The sequence below is a fragment of the Streptomyces thermospinosisporus genome (assembly GCF_039526425.1).
Classification (GTDB): domain Bacteria; phylum Actinomycetota; class Actinomycetes; order Streptomycetales; family Streptomycetaceae; genus Streptomyces; species Streptomyces thermocarboxydovorans.
The window spans coordinates 102,120-118,614 of the sequence record NZ_BAAAIZ010000053.1 but is presented as its reverse complement, the minus strand read 5'-3'; the positions used below and the strand labels follow the sequence as shown (position 1 = coordinate 118,614).

At 70.2% G+C, this 16,495-nt stretch carries 11 protein-coding genes and 1 tRNA gene; 4 read left to right on the top strand and 8 right to left on the bottom strand.

Going from position 1 to position 16,495, the window contains the following annotated elements; translation table 11 throughout:
- Positions 1-5: 5 nt before the first annotated feature.
- Together ABD207_RS19020 and ABD207_RS19015 are read right to left on the bottom strand one after the other, a co-directional pair.
- On the bottom strand, positions 6-404 hold the full coding sequence (locus ABD207_RS19020; protein ID WP_344014303.1) for a hypothetical protein: 399 nt from the start codon (positions 402-404) through the stop codon (positions 6-8).
- Between the two features lie 83 nt (positions 405-487).
- Positions 488-2,410: a GmrSD restriction endonuclease domain-containing protein gene (locus ABD207_RS19015; protein ID WP_344014302.1), complete on the bottom strand. Its 1,923-nt coding sequence runs from the start codon at positions 2,408-2,410 to the stop codon at positions 488-490.
- A 310-nt stretch (positions 2,411-2,720) separates the two neighbouring features.
- Between ABD207_RS19015 and ABD207_RS19010 the strand changes: the two genes are divergently transcribed.
- Positions 2,721-5,498 carry a glycosyl hydrolase gene (locus ABD207_RS19010; protein WP_344014301.1) on the top strand — a complete coding sequence of 926 codons (2,778 nt, stop codon included), beginning with the start codon at positions 2,721-2,723 and terminating at the stop codon, positions 5,496-5,498.
- Here ABD207_RS19010 and ABD207_RS19005 read toward each other — a convergent pair.
- Positions 5,489-5,947 (bottom strand): MerR family transcriptional regulator, encoded by a 459-nt coding sequence (locus tag ABD207_RS19005; RefSeq protein ID WP_344014300.1) that lies wholly within the window; start codon positions 5,945-5,947, stop codon positions 5,489-5,491. The genes ABD207_RS19010 and ABD207_RS19005 overlap by 10 nt on opposite strands.
- A 65-nt stretch (positions 5,948-6,012) precedes the next feature.
- Here ABD207_RS19005 and ABD207_RS19000 point away from each other — a divergent pair, with 65 nt between their 5' ends.
- Together ABD207_RS19000 and ABD207_RS18995 are read left to right on the top strand one after the other, a co-directional pair.
- Positions 6,013-6,855, top strand: coding sequence for an MBL fold metallo-hydrolase (locus tag ABD207_RS19000; RefSeq protein ID WP_344014299.1), 843 nt, complete (start codon positions 6,013-6,015; stop codon positions 6,853-6,855).
- An 83-nt stretch (positions 6,856-6,938) separates the two neighbouring features.
- A complete protein-coding gene (locus tag ABD207_RS18995) occupies positions 6,939-7,817 on the top strand; it encodes an ABC transporter substrate-binding protein (protein WP_344014298.1) in 879 nt (292 codons plus the stop codon).
- Between the two features lie 37 nt (positions 7,818-7,854).
- Here ABD207_RS18995 and ABD207_RS18990 read toward each other — a convergent pair whose 3' ends face one another.
- Positions 7,855-10,635 carry a SpoIIE family protein phosphatase gene (locus tag ABD207_RS18990; protein WP_425580749.1) on the bottom strand — a complete coding sequence of 927 codons (2,781 nt, stop codon included), beginning with the start codon at positions 10,633-10,635 and terminating at the stop codon, positions 7,855-7,857.
- A gap of 155 nt (positions 10,636-10,790) precedes the next feature.
- Positions 10,791-10,875: transfer RNA gene (locus ABD207_RS18985), tRNA-Leu, on the bottom strand.
- A 142-nt stretch (positions 10,876-11,017) separates the two neighbouring features.
- On the opposite strand from ABD207_RS18985, the gene ABD207_RS18980 reads away from it, so the two are divergent.
- Entirely contained in the window at positions 11,018-12,349 is a 1,332-nt protein-coding gene (locus ABD207_RS18980) for a DUF2254 domain-containing protein (RefSeq protein WP_344014296.1), read from the top strand.
- A gap of 240 nt (positions 12,350-12,589) precedes the next feature.
- On the opposite strand, the gene ABD207_RS18975 is transcribed toward ABD207_RS18980, so the two are convergent.
- From ABD207_RS18975 to eboE, 3 genes are all read right to left on the bottom strand, one after another.
- A complete protein-coding gene (locus ABD207_RS18975; RefSeq protein ID WP_425580751.1) occupies positions 12,590-13,708 on the bottom strand; it encodes a sugar phosphate isomerase/epimerase family protein in 1,119 nt (372 codons plus the stop codon).
- Between the two features lie 173 nt (positions 13,709-13,881).
- Positions 13,882-15,327 carry an alkaline phosphatase family protein gene (locus tag ABD207_RS18970; RefSeq protein ID WP_344014294.1) on the bottom strand — a complete coding sequence of 482 codons (1,446 nt, stop codon included), beginning with the start codon at positions 15,325-15,327 and terminating at the stop codon, positions 13,882-13,884.
- The gene (eboE, locus tag ABD207_RS18965; protein WP_344014293.1) at positions 15,324-16,493 is read right to left on the bottom strand and encodes a metabolite traffic protein EboE; all 1,170 of its coding nucleotides are present in this window, start codon (positions 16,491-16,493) and stop codon (positions 15,324-15,326) included. Before eboE ends, ABD207_RS18970 begins: the two co-directional genes overlap by 4 nt.
- Between the last annotated feature and the right edge of the window lie 2 nt (positions 16,494-16,495).

The window sequence follows — 16,495 nt, the reverse complement described above, 5'->3', positions numbered from 1 at the left end:
TCGGTTCAGACCGGCGGATCCGAGATCACCTCATTCGCCGAGTCAACCACCCTGTCCGCGTGCAGAACCTCCCGGATGACCGCTCCGTCCCGTGCGACCAGCACATCGGGTACATCGCCCAGCCACAGCACCAGTCTCCGCAGACCGTCGAATTCGTCTGGATGTGCCTCCTGACGTACGGTCAGCGCCCATCCCCTCTCGTGGGCGCATAGCTCCCCCAGCAGAACTCCGCCGATGCGCCACGCCGGTCCTCGGCCTGCCAGGAGTGGGTACTCGTACGCGTAGCCGTCGCCCTGCCCGCCCTCGGACTCCTCCCCCAAGTGCCATCGCAGCAGGGCGAGATCACAAGGCGGGAGAGAGTCCGGCAAGTTGAGGGCGAGCTGGAGTTCGTAGCAATCGGCCATGGCCAAAGGGTACGGTGCGGCGGCCTCGAGCTGACGGGGCGCCGGCATCTGACCAGCCGGGGTACGCGCGCCATGAGGCTGCGCTACCGAATGCTCTGCAGCAGTTCCCCCGTAGCCGTGACCGTCCAGGACGACCACCCGTTGCGATGGGGGTTCACCTCCGGGTTGAGGCTGTGCACCACGGCGACCGCCGCCCCGCTCGGAGTCTCGTACGTGCCGCGGCCGGAGCCGGAAGGAATCGTCACGGCACGGGACACCGGGTCGTAGTAGGCGTCGATACGCCGGTCCTGGTAGTCCGCGTGGATCTCGATGCCTCGCTCGGTACGTAGCTTCTGGATCTCCGCGCCGATGAGTTTCGGCGCGGAGGGTTCCTCCGCGATCAGCTCCTCGTCGGCAGGCAACTCGTCGGTGTCCCGGTGCGAGGCGTGCCCGTCGTAGGAGGGCAGGCCCAGGAAATCGTTGAGCACATTGGCCAGCAAGCCTCTGCGGGCGGCCAGGAAGTCGGGGAACCGGTCGAGGGAGCGCAACTCGGGATCGGCGGGGATCCACTGTTCGGTCAGCCGCTCCGGAGCGATCTCCGCCATGTACTGGTCGGGCAGCCTGGAGGAGATCATCTTGTTGGTCTGACCGGTGACGAAGGCCAGGTTGGCGAGGCTGTTCCACTCCTCCTTCGCGTACGCACCCTGGACGCGGGCGCGTGGGAAGACATGGTGGAACTCGATCTTGGCGCCACTGCTCATCGGCTGGTCGCTGATGGCGATGTTGGTTGCCCAGTCCCGCGCCCTGGCCCGCAGAGCGGCGATGTAGAGCAACTTGAAGAAGGGGTGAGTGGAGTACTTCTGCTCCAGGTCCCTCGGATGCAGCGGACTGTCCAGGGACCGGGTCCCGGAGGCCCGGCGGATGAGCTCGGCGAAGAGATCTTCTCCCTCACGGGTTTTGATCAACCTGGCCTCGGCGTCGAGCTTTCCCTCGACCTGGAGGGAGTAATGGCTGAAGGCCATGGCCGTATACACCCAGCGACGCAGCAGCTGCGCCTCCCCCGGACGGAGCTTGCCGTCCCTGTGGTACAGCAGGAGGGCAGGGACGAGCGTGACGTTGGGCGAGGAGAGGACGGCGGACCGAGGGATCGAGCACTCGCCCTTCAGGAAGTCGATGGCGAAGCGCAGAGCCCTCTCGGTGGCCTGCCATGCCTCCTTCAGTGCCTGCTCGTCCACGTCCGCCCCGATGAGCTTGATGTGGTGGGCGCCGGTCCCCGCGAGGAGGCTCATCAGGCGTAGTACGGCTTCCCGGTTCAATGCGAAGTTGCTGTCCTGCAACTCCTGGTGGAAGGCGTCCATCGTGTCCAGCCCATCGGACCAGCGGGCCGCGATGGCGCTGTAGACGAGATCACCCTTGGAAAGCCGTCGCCCGCCCTTGTTCAGCCGGGCGAACAGCTCGGCGACCTCCTCGTAGTCGTCCGACTCGTAGGTGATGACAGCGATCTGATGCTGCCGGATGTTGTTCACCCTCTGCAGCCGCTGAACCCATGTGTCGAACTGAGGGTCGTCGATGGACACGCCCGCCTTGCGCAGAATCTGGTAGAACTGCGCGTTCTCCTGCAACAGCGTCACAGGGATCAGCAGCGGATCCTTCCCCTGAACGGCGCTCGGGTTGACGAACTCCTCGGTGCGCACATCGAAGCGCAGGTCGATGAGCCGGCCGTCCGCCTTCGATTCCGGCTTGTACACCCATGCGAGGGAAGACAACCACTGCTGTCCGTCCAGCAGGTAGAGAGGCTGGTGCAACGACTTGCGGGTCTGCACGACTGCAGCTGTCTTGAAAGGCACGGTCAGCCCCGTCTTCCACAGCAGCAGAGCGCCGACCGGGTAGCCGCGGTAGAGCGAGTCGAAAAGATCGCGCACATCGCGCCTCATCCATACGAAGTCCCGCTGGATGGAGGGAATGACGATGTTGCCCTGCAACAGGTCCTCGACCTTGGAGATGATCTTCTCGTTCGCCAGTCCCATGCCGCCCCCAACTCGCTTGTGGTGATCTGCGCCACACACGATATCGGGAGATCGACCGGCGGACGTGCCATGCCCGGGCCCGCCGCACGGCCGACCGAGCAGCCGTCGCGCGCAGCCGGTGCGAGAGCACCTGGATGGTCCGCTTCCACCGCCCAGGTGATGCTCCAAGACCTGACGACAGACAACTCCCCTACCGTCCATCCGTGTTCAAACTATTGACACACGAATTACATGGGCTTTACGTTCCGACCATCTGAGAGCGCTCTCAAATACTCAACTCCCCTCTTTCCGTCACGACTTGAGGTGACGTATGCCATCCCCACGCACCCGGCCGGCAGCCGTACTCCTGCTGGCCTCGGCCCTAGCCGCCGTCGGCCTGGGCCCGGCCGCCGCGCCTGCGGCCGCCGCCACCGTGCCCGTAGGCTCCGGCAGTTACTCCGACACCCGGCCTCCCGGCACATCGGGTCCCACGACCAACACGGGAACGCCGGTCAAGCCCAAGGTGACCGCCGCCGCCAAGGACCGGCCCGTGCCGACCAACGACTGGTGGTCCTCCCTCGCCTTCCAGCGCTACGGCGACAACCCGTACTCGACCCCCATGTACGGCCACCCCCTCACCTACCAGGCCACGGCCGCCGGCCTCGACGTCGGCTATCCCACGACCTCCACGATCACCGGCGAGGGCCGCCAGTACGAGTACGCCCACAAGCGCGACCTCACCATCGGGCTGACGGGCCTCAACTCCCCCGACACCAAGGCCGACGACTGGTCCGACTGGACGGTCACCCCCTACTGGTCGGACGGCACCCGGACCCTGCGCACCACCATCGGTCACGGCTCGCCGTTCGTATACGCCCAGGGCTCCGGCGGCAACGCCCAGATCACCACCGCCGGCGCGCCCACGGTCTTCGCCGACGAGGGCAATGTCCTCGGCATCACCGTTGCCGGACACCACTACGCCCTCTTCGCCCCGACCGGCAGCGACTGGAACGTCTCCGGCTCCACCGTCACCGCGGGGCTCGGCGGCAAGGACTACTTCTCCGTCGCCGTGCTGCCGTCCACCGGCGCGCTGGCGACGTTCAAGAAGTACGCCTTCAGCTTCGTCACCGGCTCCAAGGTGACCTGGAGCTATACCGGGGGAACCGTCAAGGCGACCTACGCGCTGACGACGGAGGCCAAGGAGGGCAGCGAGCGCGGCACGATCCAGGCCCTCTACCGCCACCAGTGGCTGCACACCTCGGACCCCCTCACCTCCTACACCTATGTCTCCCCGCGCGGCACCATGAAGGTCCGCGAGTCGGCCTCCTTCACCACCAGCCAGAAGGCGGCGGCGGTCCTGCCCGCGCTGCCCGAGTCCGACGGCGTGGACACCGCCCGGCTGCGCGGCTATCTGAACGACGTGGTCAACGCCTCCGACCCCTTCTCCGGGGCGTCCGACACCTACTGGACGGGCAAGGCGCTCGGCCGCCTCGCCCAGCTCGTCCCGGTGGCCCACCAGATCGGTGAGACCGGCATCCGCGACCGGCTGCTCGGCCTGATCAAGGGCAAGCTCCAAGAGTGGTTCACGGCGGGCGGCGCGAACGAGTTCAGCTACGACAAGGACTGGAAGACGCTCACCGGCTATCCCGCCTCCTACGGCAGCGACACCGAGCTCAACGACCATCACTTCCACTACGGCTACTACGTCTACGCCGCGGCGATCGTCGCCCAGTACGACCAGGCGTGGGCCGCCGACTCGGCCTGGGGCGGCATGGTCAAGACCCTCGTACGGGACACCGCCAACCCGAGCCGCACCGACAGCGCGTTCCCGTTCCTGCGCGGCTTCGACGTCTACGCGGGCCACAGCTGGGCCTCCGGGCACCAGGGCTTCGCCGCCGGCAACAACCAGGAGTCCTCCTCCGAGTCGACCAACCTCAGCGCCGCCCTCGTCCTGTGGGGCTCGGCGACCGGCGACAGCTCGCTGCGCGATCTCGGCACCTTCCTGCTGACCACCGAGTCGGAGTCGATCGCCCAGTACTGGTTCGACGCCGACGAGCAGGTCTTCCCGTCCTCCTTCGGCCACGACACGGCAGGCATGGTCTGGGGCAGCGGCGCCGCCTACGCCACCTGGTGGACCGCCAACCCCGAGGAGATCCACGGCATCAACGTCCTGCCGGTGACCGGCGGTTCGCTTCACCTCGGCCGCGAGAAGGCCGCGATCCGGCGCAACCTCGCCGAGATGGAGCGGGAGAACGGCGGTCCCGCCGTCGAATGGCGCGATCTCCTCTGGGAGTTCGAGTCCTTCGCCGATCCGGCCGCGGCCAAGTCCAAGTGGGACGCGGGACACGCCGGCTACACCCCGGAACAGGGCGAGTCCAAGGCGCACACCTACCACTGGATCGGCACCCTTGCCGACCTCGGCGCCCCGGACGCCACCGTCACCGGTGACATCCCGACCTCCGCCGTGTTCACCAAGGGCACGACCCGGACCTACGCGGCCCACAACCACGGGCCGACCGCCCGCACCGTGACCTTCTCCGACGGCAAGACCCTGTCCGTCCCGGCCCGTTCCACCGCGACCGGCACGGGAGACGGCTCCACGGACCCCGGCCCCGAGCCGGAACCCCCGACCGGCAACACCTTCCAGCTGCGCAGCGGTGGCGTACTGACCACGTCGACCAGTGGCACGGCGGGCAGCGACACCATCGCCTCCGCGAACGGCGGCAACCACGACGGGACCCCGCACCAGCCCCTGGTCTATGAAGTGCGCGGCGTCAACGGCACGCTCACCCAGGGCGAGCAGACCGCCTTCCGGCTCCAGGTCGATGCGGGAAGCACGGTCGCACTCGGCCAGCAGGCCCGGGTGAGCTACGACTTCACCGGCGACGGCAGCTTCGACCGGACCGAGACGTACCAATACTTCGCCACCGACCCGGTGCCCGGATGGGAGGAGTACACCCAGGCCCGCGGCCTCAAGGCGTCCACCGGCACACTGGCCGACCTCAGGGGCGGCACCGTGCGCCTGGAGGTGTGGAGCGCCATCGGCAACGCCACATCGAAGCTCCAGACGGGGACGGACAAGTCCGTCCTGGTGATCCCCTACAGCTGAGCAGGCCTCCGGCGGGGGCCGGCGTCCGGCCGGTCCCCGCCGGTCTGCGCCCGCGGCGCCACATTGCCGATCGCGCGCCGGAAGTCCGGGCAGTCGACGATCGGTTCGTGGGTGCAGACGGCCGCGTGCCGCAGGCTGTCCCGCAGTCTCGTCAGGCGGCCGATCTGTTCGTCCAGGTCCTCGGCCCTGGCGGTCATCCGTTCCCGCAGGTCGCCGTCGGACGGGCGGGCCGCAAGGAAGCGTCCGATCTCGGCGACGGACAGACCGGCGCTGCGCGCGCAGGTGATGAGGCCGAGGCGCTCCAGGACCTCCGGGCGGTAGGTGCGGCGCAGACCGTTGCGGCCCTCGGGAGCGATCAGCCCTTTCCTCTCGTAGAAGCGCAGTGCCGAGGGCGCGAGCCCGGTGCGGCGGGCGACCTCGCCGATGTCGAGGAGCGGTTCGTCGGGCACGGAGTCCTCCGCGTGAGAGCGTACGGCTTGACTTGAAGCGTGGTTCAAGTTCCAGCCTAGTCGGCATGAAGATCCATCACCTCAACTGCGGTTCGGTCCGCACGATCGACCCCACCTACGACGGCCCTCCTTCCGCGCCCGCCGTCAACCACTGCCTGCTCGTGGAGACGGACCGCGACGGCCTGGTCCTGGTCGAGACCGGTCTCGGGCTCGGTGACATCCGCGACCCCGACGGCTCGCTCGGCGCCGACTGGGTCGAGATGGCCGCGCCGGTGCTCGACGAGGAGGAGACGGCGGTCCGGCAGGTCGCCCGGCTCGGTTTCGAGCCCTCCGACGTGCGTCACATCCTGGTGACCCACCTGGACGTGGACCACTGCGGTGGCCTTCCCGACTTCCCCGGCGCCCGGGTCCACGTACTGGCCGACGAGCTTGCCGCCGCGCTCGCCGAGGCCCCGAGCAGGCGCTACCGCCCGGCCCATTGGGCCCACGATCCCCACTGGGTCACGTACGACACCGATGCCGCCACCCGCGCGGAGACGGCCGAGGACTGGTTCGGTTTCACCGCGCTCCGGCCGCGCGGACTGCCGCCGGAGTTCCGGCTCGTCCCGCTGGGCGGTCACACCGCCGGCCACACCGGGGTCGCCGTGCACCGGGGCGACCGCTGGCTGCTGCACTGCGGCGACGCGTACTACTACCACCGCGAGATGGAGGAGGCCAAGGAGCCCCACCCGCTGCTGGACCTTGTCCAGACCGGCGCCGAGGTCCACCGGGACCTGCGGATCGGCACCCAGGCCCGGCTGCGCGAGCTGGTCCGTGAGCACGCGGAGGAGGTCGAGCTCTTCTCGGCCCACGACCCTTGGGAGTTCGCCCGCCTCACCCGGCCGCAGGCTCCCGGGCTCCGGCGCTGAGCACGCTGTCCGTGGAGTGGCGGCCGCACGGTTCGGGTGATTTATGGTGACTCAAGGAGTATGCCCCGACCGGAGGTGCAAGAATGCGCGCGGCGGCAGCGATCGTCTCCCTGGCTGTCAGTGGGGCGCTGATCGCCGCTGCCTCGGCGTGTGACCAGGGCGGGACGGAGTCCCCGGACGTCCATTACGGCGACTGCCAGGTCACGGGCCGGTACGGGGAGTTTCATCTGACGCCCAAGACGCGGGACGCCCTCACGGTGAAGACGACCCTGCCCGCACCCGGCTGGTGGAACGGCGACTCGGCGGACTCCATCAGGAGCGGCTACGAGTACTGCATGGCCGCCAATATCGCCTACCGGTCCGGACTCGACCGGGTGAAGGTGAAGAACACCCCCTTCCCGGACGTCGTGTCCGGCAGGACGAGGGATTTCGATCTGGCCCTGGCCCAGATCACGATCACCCGGCAGCGGAGCAAGGTCGCCGATTTCTCCCCGCCGTATCTCTCCTCGACCCTGGGGCTGATGATCAGGGACGGGGAGAAGATCAATCAGAACAATGTCCGGGATGTACCCATCGGGGTGTCCGAGGGCACCACGGGTGAGCAGTTCGTCGAGAAGCGTCTGAAGCCGACAAAGCCCGTCACGCCCTTCCGGAACGACCCGGATCTGATCGCGGCGCTGAAGGACGGGAAGGTCGACGCGGTCGTCCACGACACGACGATCCTGCTGGCGTATCCCCAGAAGCCGGACAGCAGGACGCGCCTGGTGGGGCAGTACCGCACGGAGCAGGGCTACGGGGCCCTGTATCCGAAGGGGTCGCCCAACAAGGAGGAGCTGGACCGGATCATCCGGCAGCTGATCGACGACGGGACGCTCGCCAAGCTGTCGGCGGTCTATCTCGGGGCCGCGTTCGGCCGGGACCCGGCCAAGATCCCGTACCTCACGGTCGAGGACGGCTCCTGAAAGGTGGAGCACGGCTCCCGGAAACCGGAAACCGGTCTCACAGGTCCTCCATCAGGAGATCGCCCAGGTCCGGGGTGACCGGGGAGTCGAGCGCCTGCTCGGCCCAGATGATCTTGCCTCGGTCGGTGTACCGGGTGCCCCAGCGGCGGGAGAGCTGTGCGACGAGGAACAGGCCACGGCCTCCCTCGTCGGTGTAGGCGGCGCGGCGCAGGTGCGGGGAGGTGCTGGTGCCGTCGCCGACCTCACAGATCAGGCTGTCGCGGTCGCGCAGCAGCCGCAGGCTGATGGGGCTCTTTCCGTACCGGACGGCGTTGGTCACCAGCTCGCTGACGATCAGCTCGGTGGTGAACGCGGTTTCGCCGAGGCCCCAGGACTCCAGCCTCCGGGTGGCCTCGGCGCGGACCCGGGGGACGGCGGCGGGATCGTCGGGCACGTGCCACTCGGCGACCTCGTCCGGGTCGAGCAGCCGGGTGCGTGCGACGAGCAGGGCGACGTCGTCGTTGGGCCGGGTGGGCAGCATCGTGTCGAGCACCGTCTCACAGGTGTCGTCCAGGGAGGCGCCGTGCGTCTCGGCCAGCACCTCGCTCAGCAGGCGGAGCCCTGCGTCGATGTCACCGTCGCGGGTCTCGACCAGGCCGTCGGTGTAGAGGACCAGCCGGCTGTCGGCCGGCAGGCGGAGCACGGCCGTCTCGACCGGCAGTCCTCCGCCCACGCCGAGCGGCGGGGCGACGGGGATGTCGGGGAAGGTCACCGTGCCGTCGGGTGACACCAGTGCCGGACCGGGATGGCCGGCCCGGGCCACCACGCATCGTCCGGAGACCGGGTCGTAGATCGCATACAGGCAGGTGGCACCGGTGACGGCCTCGGTGTCGCCCTCGGCCGCCGCGTCCTGGTCGATGCGGGCGATCAGGTCGTCCAGGTGGGCGAGCAGCTCGTCCGGGGGCAGGTCCAGGGCGGCGAAGTTGTGCACCGCGGTCCTCAGCCGGCCCATCGTGGCGGCGGCGTGCAGTCCGTGTCCGACGACGTCGCCGACCACCAGGGCCACCCGGGCCCCGGGCAGCGGGATGACGTCGTACCAGTCGCCGCCGACCCCGGCCTGGGCGGGCAGATAGCGGTGCCCGACCTCCAGGGCGGACAGCTCGGGGAGCGCGCTGGGCAGCAGGCTGCGCTGGAGAGTGACGGCGGTGTTGTGCTCGCGGGTGTAGCGGCGGGCGTTGTCGATGCACACGGCCGCCCGCGCGGCGAGCTCCTCCGCGGGGGACAGGTCGTCCTGCTCGAAGGGGTCCTGCTGGGAACGCCAGAACTCCACGACCCCCAGCAGCTGCCCCCGGGCCCTGAGCGGCACCGTGATCATGGAGTGGATCCCGAATTCGATGACCCGCCGGGCCCGCTCCGGGGCCTGGGCCCGCCATCCCTCGGAATCGGCGAGGTGCCTGGCCAGGACCGGCCGGCCGGTGGCCACCCCGGTGGCCACGGGGTTGCCGGGCGCATGGCGCACCAGCGTGCCGACCGGGCTGAGGGGAGCGTCGTCCCGGATGCCCACGGCCGCGATGCGGCGCATCGCCGTACTCCCCTCCGTCGGTTCGCCGCCCTGCAGCACGGACTCCACCAGCTCGACGGTGGCGTAGTCGGCGAAGCGCGGGACCGCCACCTCGGTCAGTTCCTCGGCCGTGCGCTTGATGTCGAGGGTGGTGCCGATCCGTGTGCTGGCGTCGTAGAGCAGTTGCAGGCGTCCGCCCGCCACGTCCGCCCGGCCCGCGAGGGCGCGCAGCTCCGTGGTGTCCCGCAGGGTGGCCACGCTGCCCCCGTTCGGGCCGACCGGCCGCACATTGACCGCGAGCAGGGTGTCTCCTGCGAGGAAGACCTTGTCGCTGGCGGCCCGGCCGGAGCCGAGCAGCCTGGCCAGGGAGGGGCTCAGTCCGAGTTCGGTGACCCGCCTTCCCTCGGCCTCCGGCGGAAGGGCGAGCAGCCTGCGCGCCTCGTCGTTGACCAGCAGGAGCCTTCCGTCGGCGCCCAGGATGAGCACGCCCTCACGGACCGCGTGCAGCACGGCGTCGTGGTGCTCGTACATGCGGGTCATCTCGACCGGCCCCATTCCCCCGGTCTGGCGCCGCAGACGCCCGCTGACCAGGGCCGACCCGCCCGCGGCCAGCAGCAGGGCGACACCGCCGGCGGCGAAGATCACCGGCAGCTGATCCTGCACCACACTGGTCACCTTGGCGACGGTGACGCCCACGGTGACCAGTCCGACGGCGTTGCCCTGCTCGTCGAAGACGGCCACGGTCGAGTCCACGGCCTTGCCCAGGCTGCTGTCGAACGTGGTCTGGTGGGGTTCGCCCTCGAGCGCCTGGCCGTAGGAGGTGGAGACGTGCTTGCCGATCTGGTCCCGGTCCGGGTGGGTCCAGCGGAAGCCGTAGGGGCTCAGTGCCACGACGTAGTCGACACCGGTCTTCTTGCGGACCGCCTCGGCCTGGGGCTGCAGCGCGGCCGTCGGGTCGTCGCTCTTCATCGCCTCCGCGGTGCCCGGGGCGTTCGCGAACGACTCGGCCGCCACCAGTGACCGGTCTCTGGCCTCCTGGATCGCCCGGTTCCTGTCCTGGATGACCAGCGCCACCACGGCCGTGGCGATGAGCAGCAGCACGACCACCAGTTGCAGCAGGAAGAACTGACCGGCGACGCTGCGCGGCTTCGGCAGCGACAGCACACGGCGGCCGGTCGAACGGTGACGGGCCGTCGGACCGGCTTCCGGCGGCCCGGCCTCCGGTGGCACGTGCTCGCCCCATCGGCTCGCGGGGGCGTCTCGTCCGACTTTGCCCATTTCATCAGTATCGGCGACGTGCCCGGCGGGCGCGGTTCAGGACGGGTGCGGCGGGGATGCGGAGTCCCGCCGGAGATCGTCCCGCCAGAGATCAGGGAACAGCAATCAGGGACGATCTGCTGATCGTCCCTGTCGTGAGCCGTGTGCGTGGTGAGTGTCCGAGGGGGGACTTGAACCCCCACGCCCGATAAAGGGCACTAGCACCTCAAGCTAGCGCGTCTGCCATTCCGCCACCCGGACGAGGTGTACGCCGCCAGGTCAGGGCTCTGCCCCGCGGCGACGTGGACAACCATACCAAGGTTTCGCAGTGCCTTTCACCTGCGTTTCCTTCGCTGCGGCGGTGGTCCGGGACCGGGCCGCCGGTTGCCTCTAGGGTCGCACCATGAGTGACTGGACGATCACCCAGGGTCCGCTGCCGAAGCAGCGGTGGCGGGCGCTGTCGCCGCTCCGGGAGCATCTGCGGGACTCGTTCTGGTTCGCGCCCATGGTGGCCATGGTGCTGGTGATCGTGGTGTGGCTGGGCGCCGAGGAGCTGGACGTGGCGATCGTCCGGTCGCTGCAGCAGGAGCAGGACTACGACACGCTCGCCGAGCTGCTGCGTTTCGCGGACGACGCGCGGTCCGTGGTGAACGCCGTGAGCTCGGCGATGATGACCTTCATCGGTGTGGTGTTCAGCATCTCGCTGGTGGCCGTGCAGATGGCGAGCGGGCAGTTCACGCCCCGGGTGGTACGGATCTTCGTACGCAGCAAGATCACCAAGGCGACGTTCGCCGTGTTCCTGGCGACCTTCGTGCTGACCCTGCTCGTCCTGACCACGTACGACAGCGCCACCGACCCTCAGGTGGTCACCTCCGTGCCGCTGGTGCAGTCGGTGCTCACGCTGATCATGGTCGGGCTGAGCCTGCTGCTGTTCGTGATGTACGTGAACACGACGCTGCGGATGATGCGGGTGAGCCATGTGATCGCGCGGATCGCGGCGGAGTCGTTCCGGGTGGCCGCGCTCACGCCGGTGCCGAGCAGGAGTGAGCAGCCGCCCGGGCTGGGGCCGGTGACGGCGTGGGTGGCGCACGAGGGGCGCGCGGGTGTGCTGCGGGATGTGCATGTGGCGCGGCTGGTGCGGGTGGCGCGGGCGCACGGGGTGGTGCTGCGGCTGGTCCCGCGGATCGGTGACTTCGTGGTGCCGGGCACGCCCGTGCTGGCGGTGCACGGCGGCAAGGCTCCGCGGCGCGGGGCGCTGCGGCGTGCCCTGGGGGTTGGCGTGGAGCGGACGTTCCATCTGGATCTGGCGTTCGGGCTGCGGCAGTTGGCGGACATCGCGCTGCGGGCCCTGTCCGCCGCGATCAACGATCCGACGACGGCCGTGCAGGCACTGGACCGGGTCGTGCAGCTGCTGTCCGCGCTCTCGCGGCGGCCGCTGGACACCGTGGTGCACCGCGATCGGAGCGGTGCGGTGCGGCTGGTGCAGCCGGTGCCGGGGTGGGGCGAGCTGGTGGATCTGGGGCTGACGGAGGTGCGGGTGTGCGGGGCGGGGGTGCCGCAGGTGACCCGGCGGTTGATGGCCGGCCTGGAGGATCTGCTGCTGCTCGCCCCGGAGGAGCGGCGGGAGCCGCTGCTGCGCCACCGTGAGCTGCTGCGGCAGGCGGTGGAGCGGGCGGCCGGCACGGCGGACGAGCGGGACTTCGCGCTCCGGCCGGACCGGCAGGGGATCGGCTGAGCCGGGGACGCCGACGACGGGGGCTTCGGTGGATCGGCTGAGGGGACCTGCCCTGACCTGCGGTCCGTTCTGGTCGGGGCCAACGCGTCCTTGGAGGCAGACGGGTTCTTGGGGGCAGACGGGCGGCCCCGTCCGCCGGGAGCGGAGACCGGTGGACGGGGCCGCCCGCCGCGTTGAACGGTCGGCGCCGTGACGTCGGTCGGGCCGGTGGCCGTCGGGCGTCACGGCGCCGGTGGAGGGTCAGCAGCGGTGCTTGCGCAGGGCGGCCATGTTGTTGTAGCCGGTCTTCGCGAAGCGCAGTGACTGGCCGGCGTCGGTGGAGCTGGGCGCGTTGTCCTGCTCCACCATCGGGTTGTGGTAGTTCCGTTCACCCACACGGCTGAAGAAGGTGCGGTAGTCGATGTCGCCGGTGCCGAACGGGACCATGTCGTAGCCCATGCCGTTGGTCTCGTTGTGGGTGCCGTCCTTGGCGTGGAACAGCGGGTAGCGCTTGTTGTGGCGGGCGACGAGCCCGGCCGGGTCGAAGACCTTCTTCCGCTGGGTGCCGTCGTGGGCGGTGTAGGTGTGGAACTTGTACTGGGCCACGTGCGCCCAGAAGATGTCCATCTCCAGCCAGACGAGCTTGGGGTCGGTGACCTTCAGGAAGTACTCCAGCTTGCGGATGCCGGAGCTGCGGGTGGGCCGGCCCTGGTCGTCCAGCGGGCCGCCGTCCAGCAGGAAGCCGTAGGCGGCGTCGTGGTTGTGGGTGTACAGCTTGATGCCCTCGCGGCGGGCGATCTCGCCGAGGGTGTTCCACTTCTCCGCGGCGATGTCCCAGTCGGCCCGGTAGGAGCTGCCGGTGGGGTCGCCGCCGGTGCCCATGTGGGGCATGCCGAGGATGTTGGCGATCTCCAGGTGCTGTTTGAAGGTGTCCAGGTCGCTCTTGGTCAGCGGCCAGGACGGCGGGATGAACCCGTGGTTGCCCTGGGCGCGCAGACCGTAGTCCTCGAGCCAGCCGCGCAGCAGCCGGGCGCCCTTGGCGGTGCCCAGGTCGGCGCCGCCGGGGGCGTTGGGGTGCTGGCCGTAGCCGGCGAACTCGACCTGGCGGTAGCCGTAGCGGGACAGTTCCTTGAAGACCTCGCGGAAGCCGGAGGGCAGGTCGGTGGAGAGCGGGTCACGGCCGGTGGCGTCCCGGACGGTGTAGAGGATGATGCCGCGCTTGTGGGCGGGGACGAGCACCTGGCCGCCGTGGCCCTTGCCGTGGCCGTGTCCTCGCTCGGCGTCCCGGGCGGCGAACGCCGGGGAGGCGCCGACGACGGGGGCGGCGATGGCCGCGCCGGCGGCGGCGGTGCAGGTGGACAGGAAGCGGCGGCGGCCGATGCCGAGCCGGCGTCTGAGGGCCTCGTCGGGGCCGGCGGCCGCGGCCGTGTCGGCGAGTGGGTTGTCGTCCTGCGAGGGGTGCGAGAAGTGACTCACGGATGCCTGCCTTCTTCGTCGTGGCCGCCGCCGGTGGCACCGGCGGCGGGCCGTTGTCAGTGCCGTGTGTTTCACTCTCAGTAGTCGGATCTCGCGGGCGGTGCGTCCGCGAGTCCGGCCAGCCTGAGCAGCAGTGACTTGACATCGGTGGCCGCTACGCGGTCTCCGACAGCGCGGGGGGTGGAGCAGATGAGGAGCGGACCGTCGTCGTCGCTCGCAGGAAGGCGGCCGTGGCTGCCGCGAATAGGTGAGGGGTCCAGGGGCACGACCGCCATGCGGTAGCGCATGCCCAGCTTCTTGCGCGCCAGTGCGGTGGCCGCCTTGACCTTCACGTAGGGGTCCTGGGGATCCATGAACAGCTCGACCGGGTCGTAGCCGGGTTTGCGGTGGATCTCGACGAGCTGCGCGAAGTCGGGCGCGCGGGCGTCGTCGAGCCAGTAGTAGTACGTGAACCAGGCGTCGGGTTCGGCGACGGCGACGAGTTCGCCGGCGCGCGGGTGGTCGAGGTGGTGGGCCTTCTTGCCCTCGTCGTCGAGGAGTTGGCCGATGCCTGGCAGGCCCTCGAGGGCTTCCCTGGTGGCGTCCAGGTCCTCGGGCCGGCGCACATAGACGTGGGCGATCTGGTGGTCGGCGACGGCGAAGGCGCGCGAGGCCATCGGGTCGAGGTACTCCATGCCGTCCTGGGTGTGCACCTCCAGCAGTCCGGCGCGGCGCAGGGCGCGGTTGATGTCCACGGGCCGGCTGACACGGGTGATGCCGTACTCGGACAGCGCGACGACGGTGCGTCCCTCGGCGCGGGCGTCGTCCAGAAGCGGGGCGAGCGCGGTGTCCAGGTCGGTGGCGGCCTGGAGGGAGCGCGGGTCGTCGGGGCCGTAGCGCTGCAGGTCGTAGTCGAGGTGCGGGAGGTAGCAGAGGGTGAGATCGGGGGTGCGGGTGCGGTTGATGTGCCGGGTGGCGTCGATGATCCACTGGCTGGAGACCAGGTCGGCGCCGGGTCCCCAGAAGTGGAAAAGAGGGAAGGTGCCGAATTTCTCGGTGAGTTCGTCGTGCAGGGCCGGCGGGCGGGTGTAGCAGTCGGGTTCCTTGCGGCCGTCGGCGTAGTAGACCGGGCGGGGGGTGACGGTGAGGTCGGTGTCGGCGCCCATGGCGTACCACCAGCAGATGTTGGCGACGGTGTAGCCGGGGTGGGCGCGGCGGGCGGCGTCCCAGAGCTTGTCGCCGGAGACGAGTCCGTTGTGCTGCCGCCACAGCAGGACGTCGCCGAGTTCGCGGAAGTACCAGCCGTTGCCGACGATGCCGTGCTCGGAGGGCATCGTGCCGGTGAGGAAGGTGGACTGGGCGGCGCAGGTGACGGCGGGCAGGACGGTGCCGAGCGGGGCGCGGGAGCCCTTCTGGCCGAGGGCCTTGAGGTTCGGCATGTGGTCGAGCAGGCGGGGGGTGAGGCCCACGACGTCGAGGACGAGCAGCGGGGTGGGGCCGGTGGTGCGGCCGTGGGCGCCGGTGGTGTGCGCTCCGGTGGTCATGGCAGCTCCTTCAGGCCGAGGCCGGTCAGCAGGTCGCGGGCGAGGGTGAGCTCGGCGGCGATGCCGTCGGTGAGCTGGGTGCGGGCGCGGGGCCGCAGTTCGGGCGGGAGGGCCTGCCAGGTGTAGGTCTCGACCTCCAGGTGGCGGGTGAGCGGGTGCGGGCCGCCGACGAGCCGGGTGAGCGTGTCCTTCAGCACGTCGAGTGTGGAGGTGAGGGGCGCGGCGGGGGGCGCGTGCAGCGGGACGTGGAAGTGGGCGCGCCAGGGTGCCGCGTCGGGGAGCGCCTCGCCGGTGAGGGCCTCGCCGAGGTCGTCGGTGCCGCGCAGTGCGGTGGCGGTGAGGGTGCGGGTCTGGTGCAGGAAGCGGGGTTCGGCGAAGGCGGCGAGGCTGTCGCGGACCTCGGGCTTGTGGGGGTGTTCGGCGTGCAGGGCGGCGGAGAGCTGGGACTTGACGACGGGGACGCGGGCCTCGGTGAGGGCGTCCAGGGCGGTGTGCGGGTCTTCGAAGGAGGTGGCGAGGTGACAGGTGTCGACGCAGATGCCGATGCGGTGGTGGCCGATGCCGGTGAGCGGGGCGATGGCGTCCCGGGTGGTCTCGACGACGCAGCCCGGCTCGGGCTCCAGGGCGATGCGGATGGAGCGGCCGGTGAGTTCCTGGAGGGCGTCGAGGCGTTCGGCGAGGGTGAGCAGCGCTGCGCGGGCCTTGTCGGCGCGGGCGTCGTCGTAGGCGGTGCGCCAGGCCAGCGGCAGGGTGGAGATGCTGCCGTCGGTGACGTCGTCGGGCAGCAGGCCGGCGAGGACGCGGGCGAGGGAGGTGGTGTGCTCGAGCCGCTCGGGGTCGGCCCAGTCGGGTTTGTAGACGCGGTACTTGACCTCTTCGCCGCCGAAGCCCTCGTAGGGGAAGCCGTTGAGGGTGACGACCTCCAGGCCGCGCCGGTCGAGTTCGGTGCGCAGGCCGCGCAGCGCGGCGGGGTCGGTGACCAGGGCGTGGGCGGCGTCGCGGGCGAGCCACAGGCCGATGCCGAGGCGGTCGCGGCCGAGCCGGCGGCGGACGGGCTCGCAGTGGTCGCGGAGCTGGGCGAGGACTCCGTCGAGGGTTTCGGCGGGGTGGACGTTGGTGCAGTAGGCGAGGTGGACGGTGGTGCCGTCGGGGTGCCGGAAGCGCATGG

What these genes read in the sequence shown, in the direction of transcription:
- ABD207_RS19000 (WP_344014299.1), top strand. Translation starts at nt 6,013, where the DNA reads ATGAAGATCCATCACCTCAACTGCGGTTCGGTCCGCACGATCGACCCC.
- ABD207_RS19015 (WP_344014302.1), bottom strand. Translation starts at nt 2,410, where the DNA reads ATGGGACTGGCGAACGAGAAGATCATCTCCAAGGTCGAGGACCTGTTG.
- ABD207_RS19010 (WP_344014301.1), top strand. Translation starts at nt 2,721, where the DNA reads ATGCCATCCCCACGCACCCGGCCGGCAGCCGTACTCCTGCTGGCCTCG.
- ABD207_RS18990 (WP_425580749.1), bottom strand. Translation starts at nt 10,635, where the DNA reads ATGGGCAAAGTCGGACGAGACGCCCCCGCGAGCCGATGGGGCGAGCAC.
- ABD207_RS18995 (WP_344014298.1), top strand. Translation starts at nt 6,939, where the DNA reads ATGCGCGCGGCGGCAGCGATCGTCTCCCTGGCTGTCAGTGGGGCGCTG.
- eboE (WP_344014293.1), bottom strand. Translation starts at nt 16,493, where the DNA reads ATGCGCTTCCGGCACCCCGACGGCACCACCGTCCACCTCGCCTACTGC.
- ABD207_RS18980 (WP_344014296.1), top strand. Translation starts at nt 11,018, where the DNA reads ATGAGTGACTGGACGATCACCCAGGGTCCGCTGCCGAAGCAGCGGTGG.
- ABD207_RS18970 (WP_344014294.1), bottom strand. Translation starts at nt 15,327, where the DNA reads ATGACCACCGGAGCGCACACCACCGGCGCCCACGGCCGCACCACCGGC.
- ABD207_RS19020 (WP_344014303.1), bottom strand. Translation starts at nt 404, where the DNA reads ATGGCCGATTGCTACGAACTCCAGCTCGCCCTCAACTTGCCGGACTCT.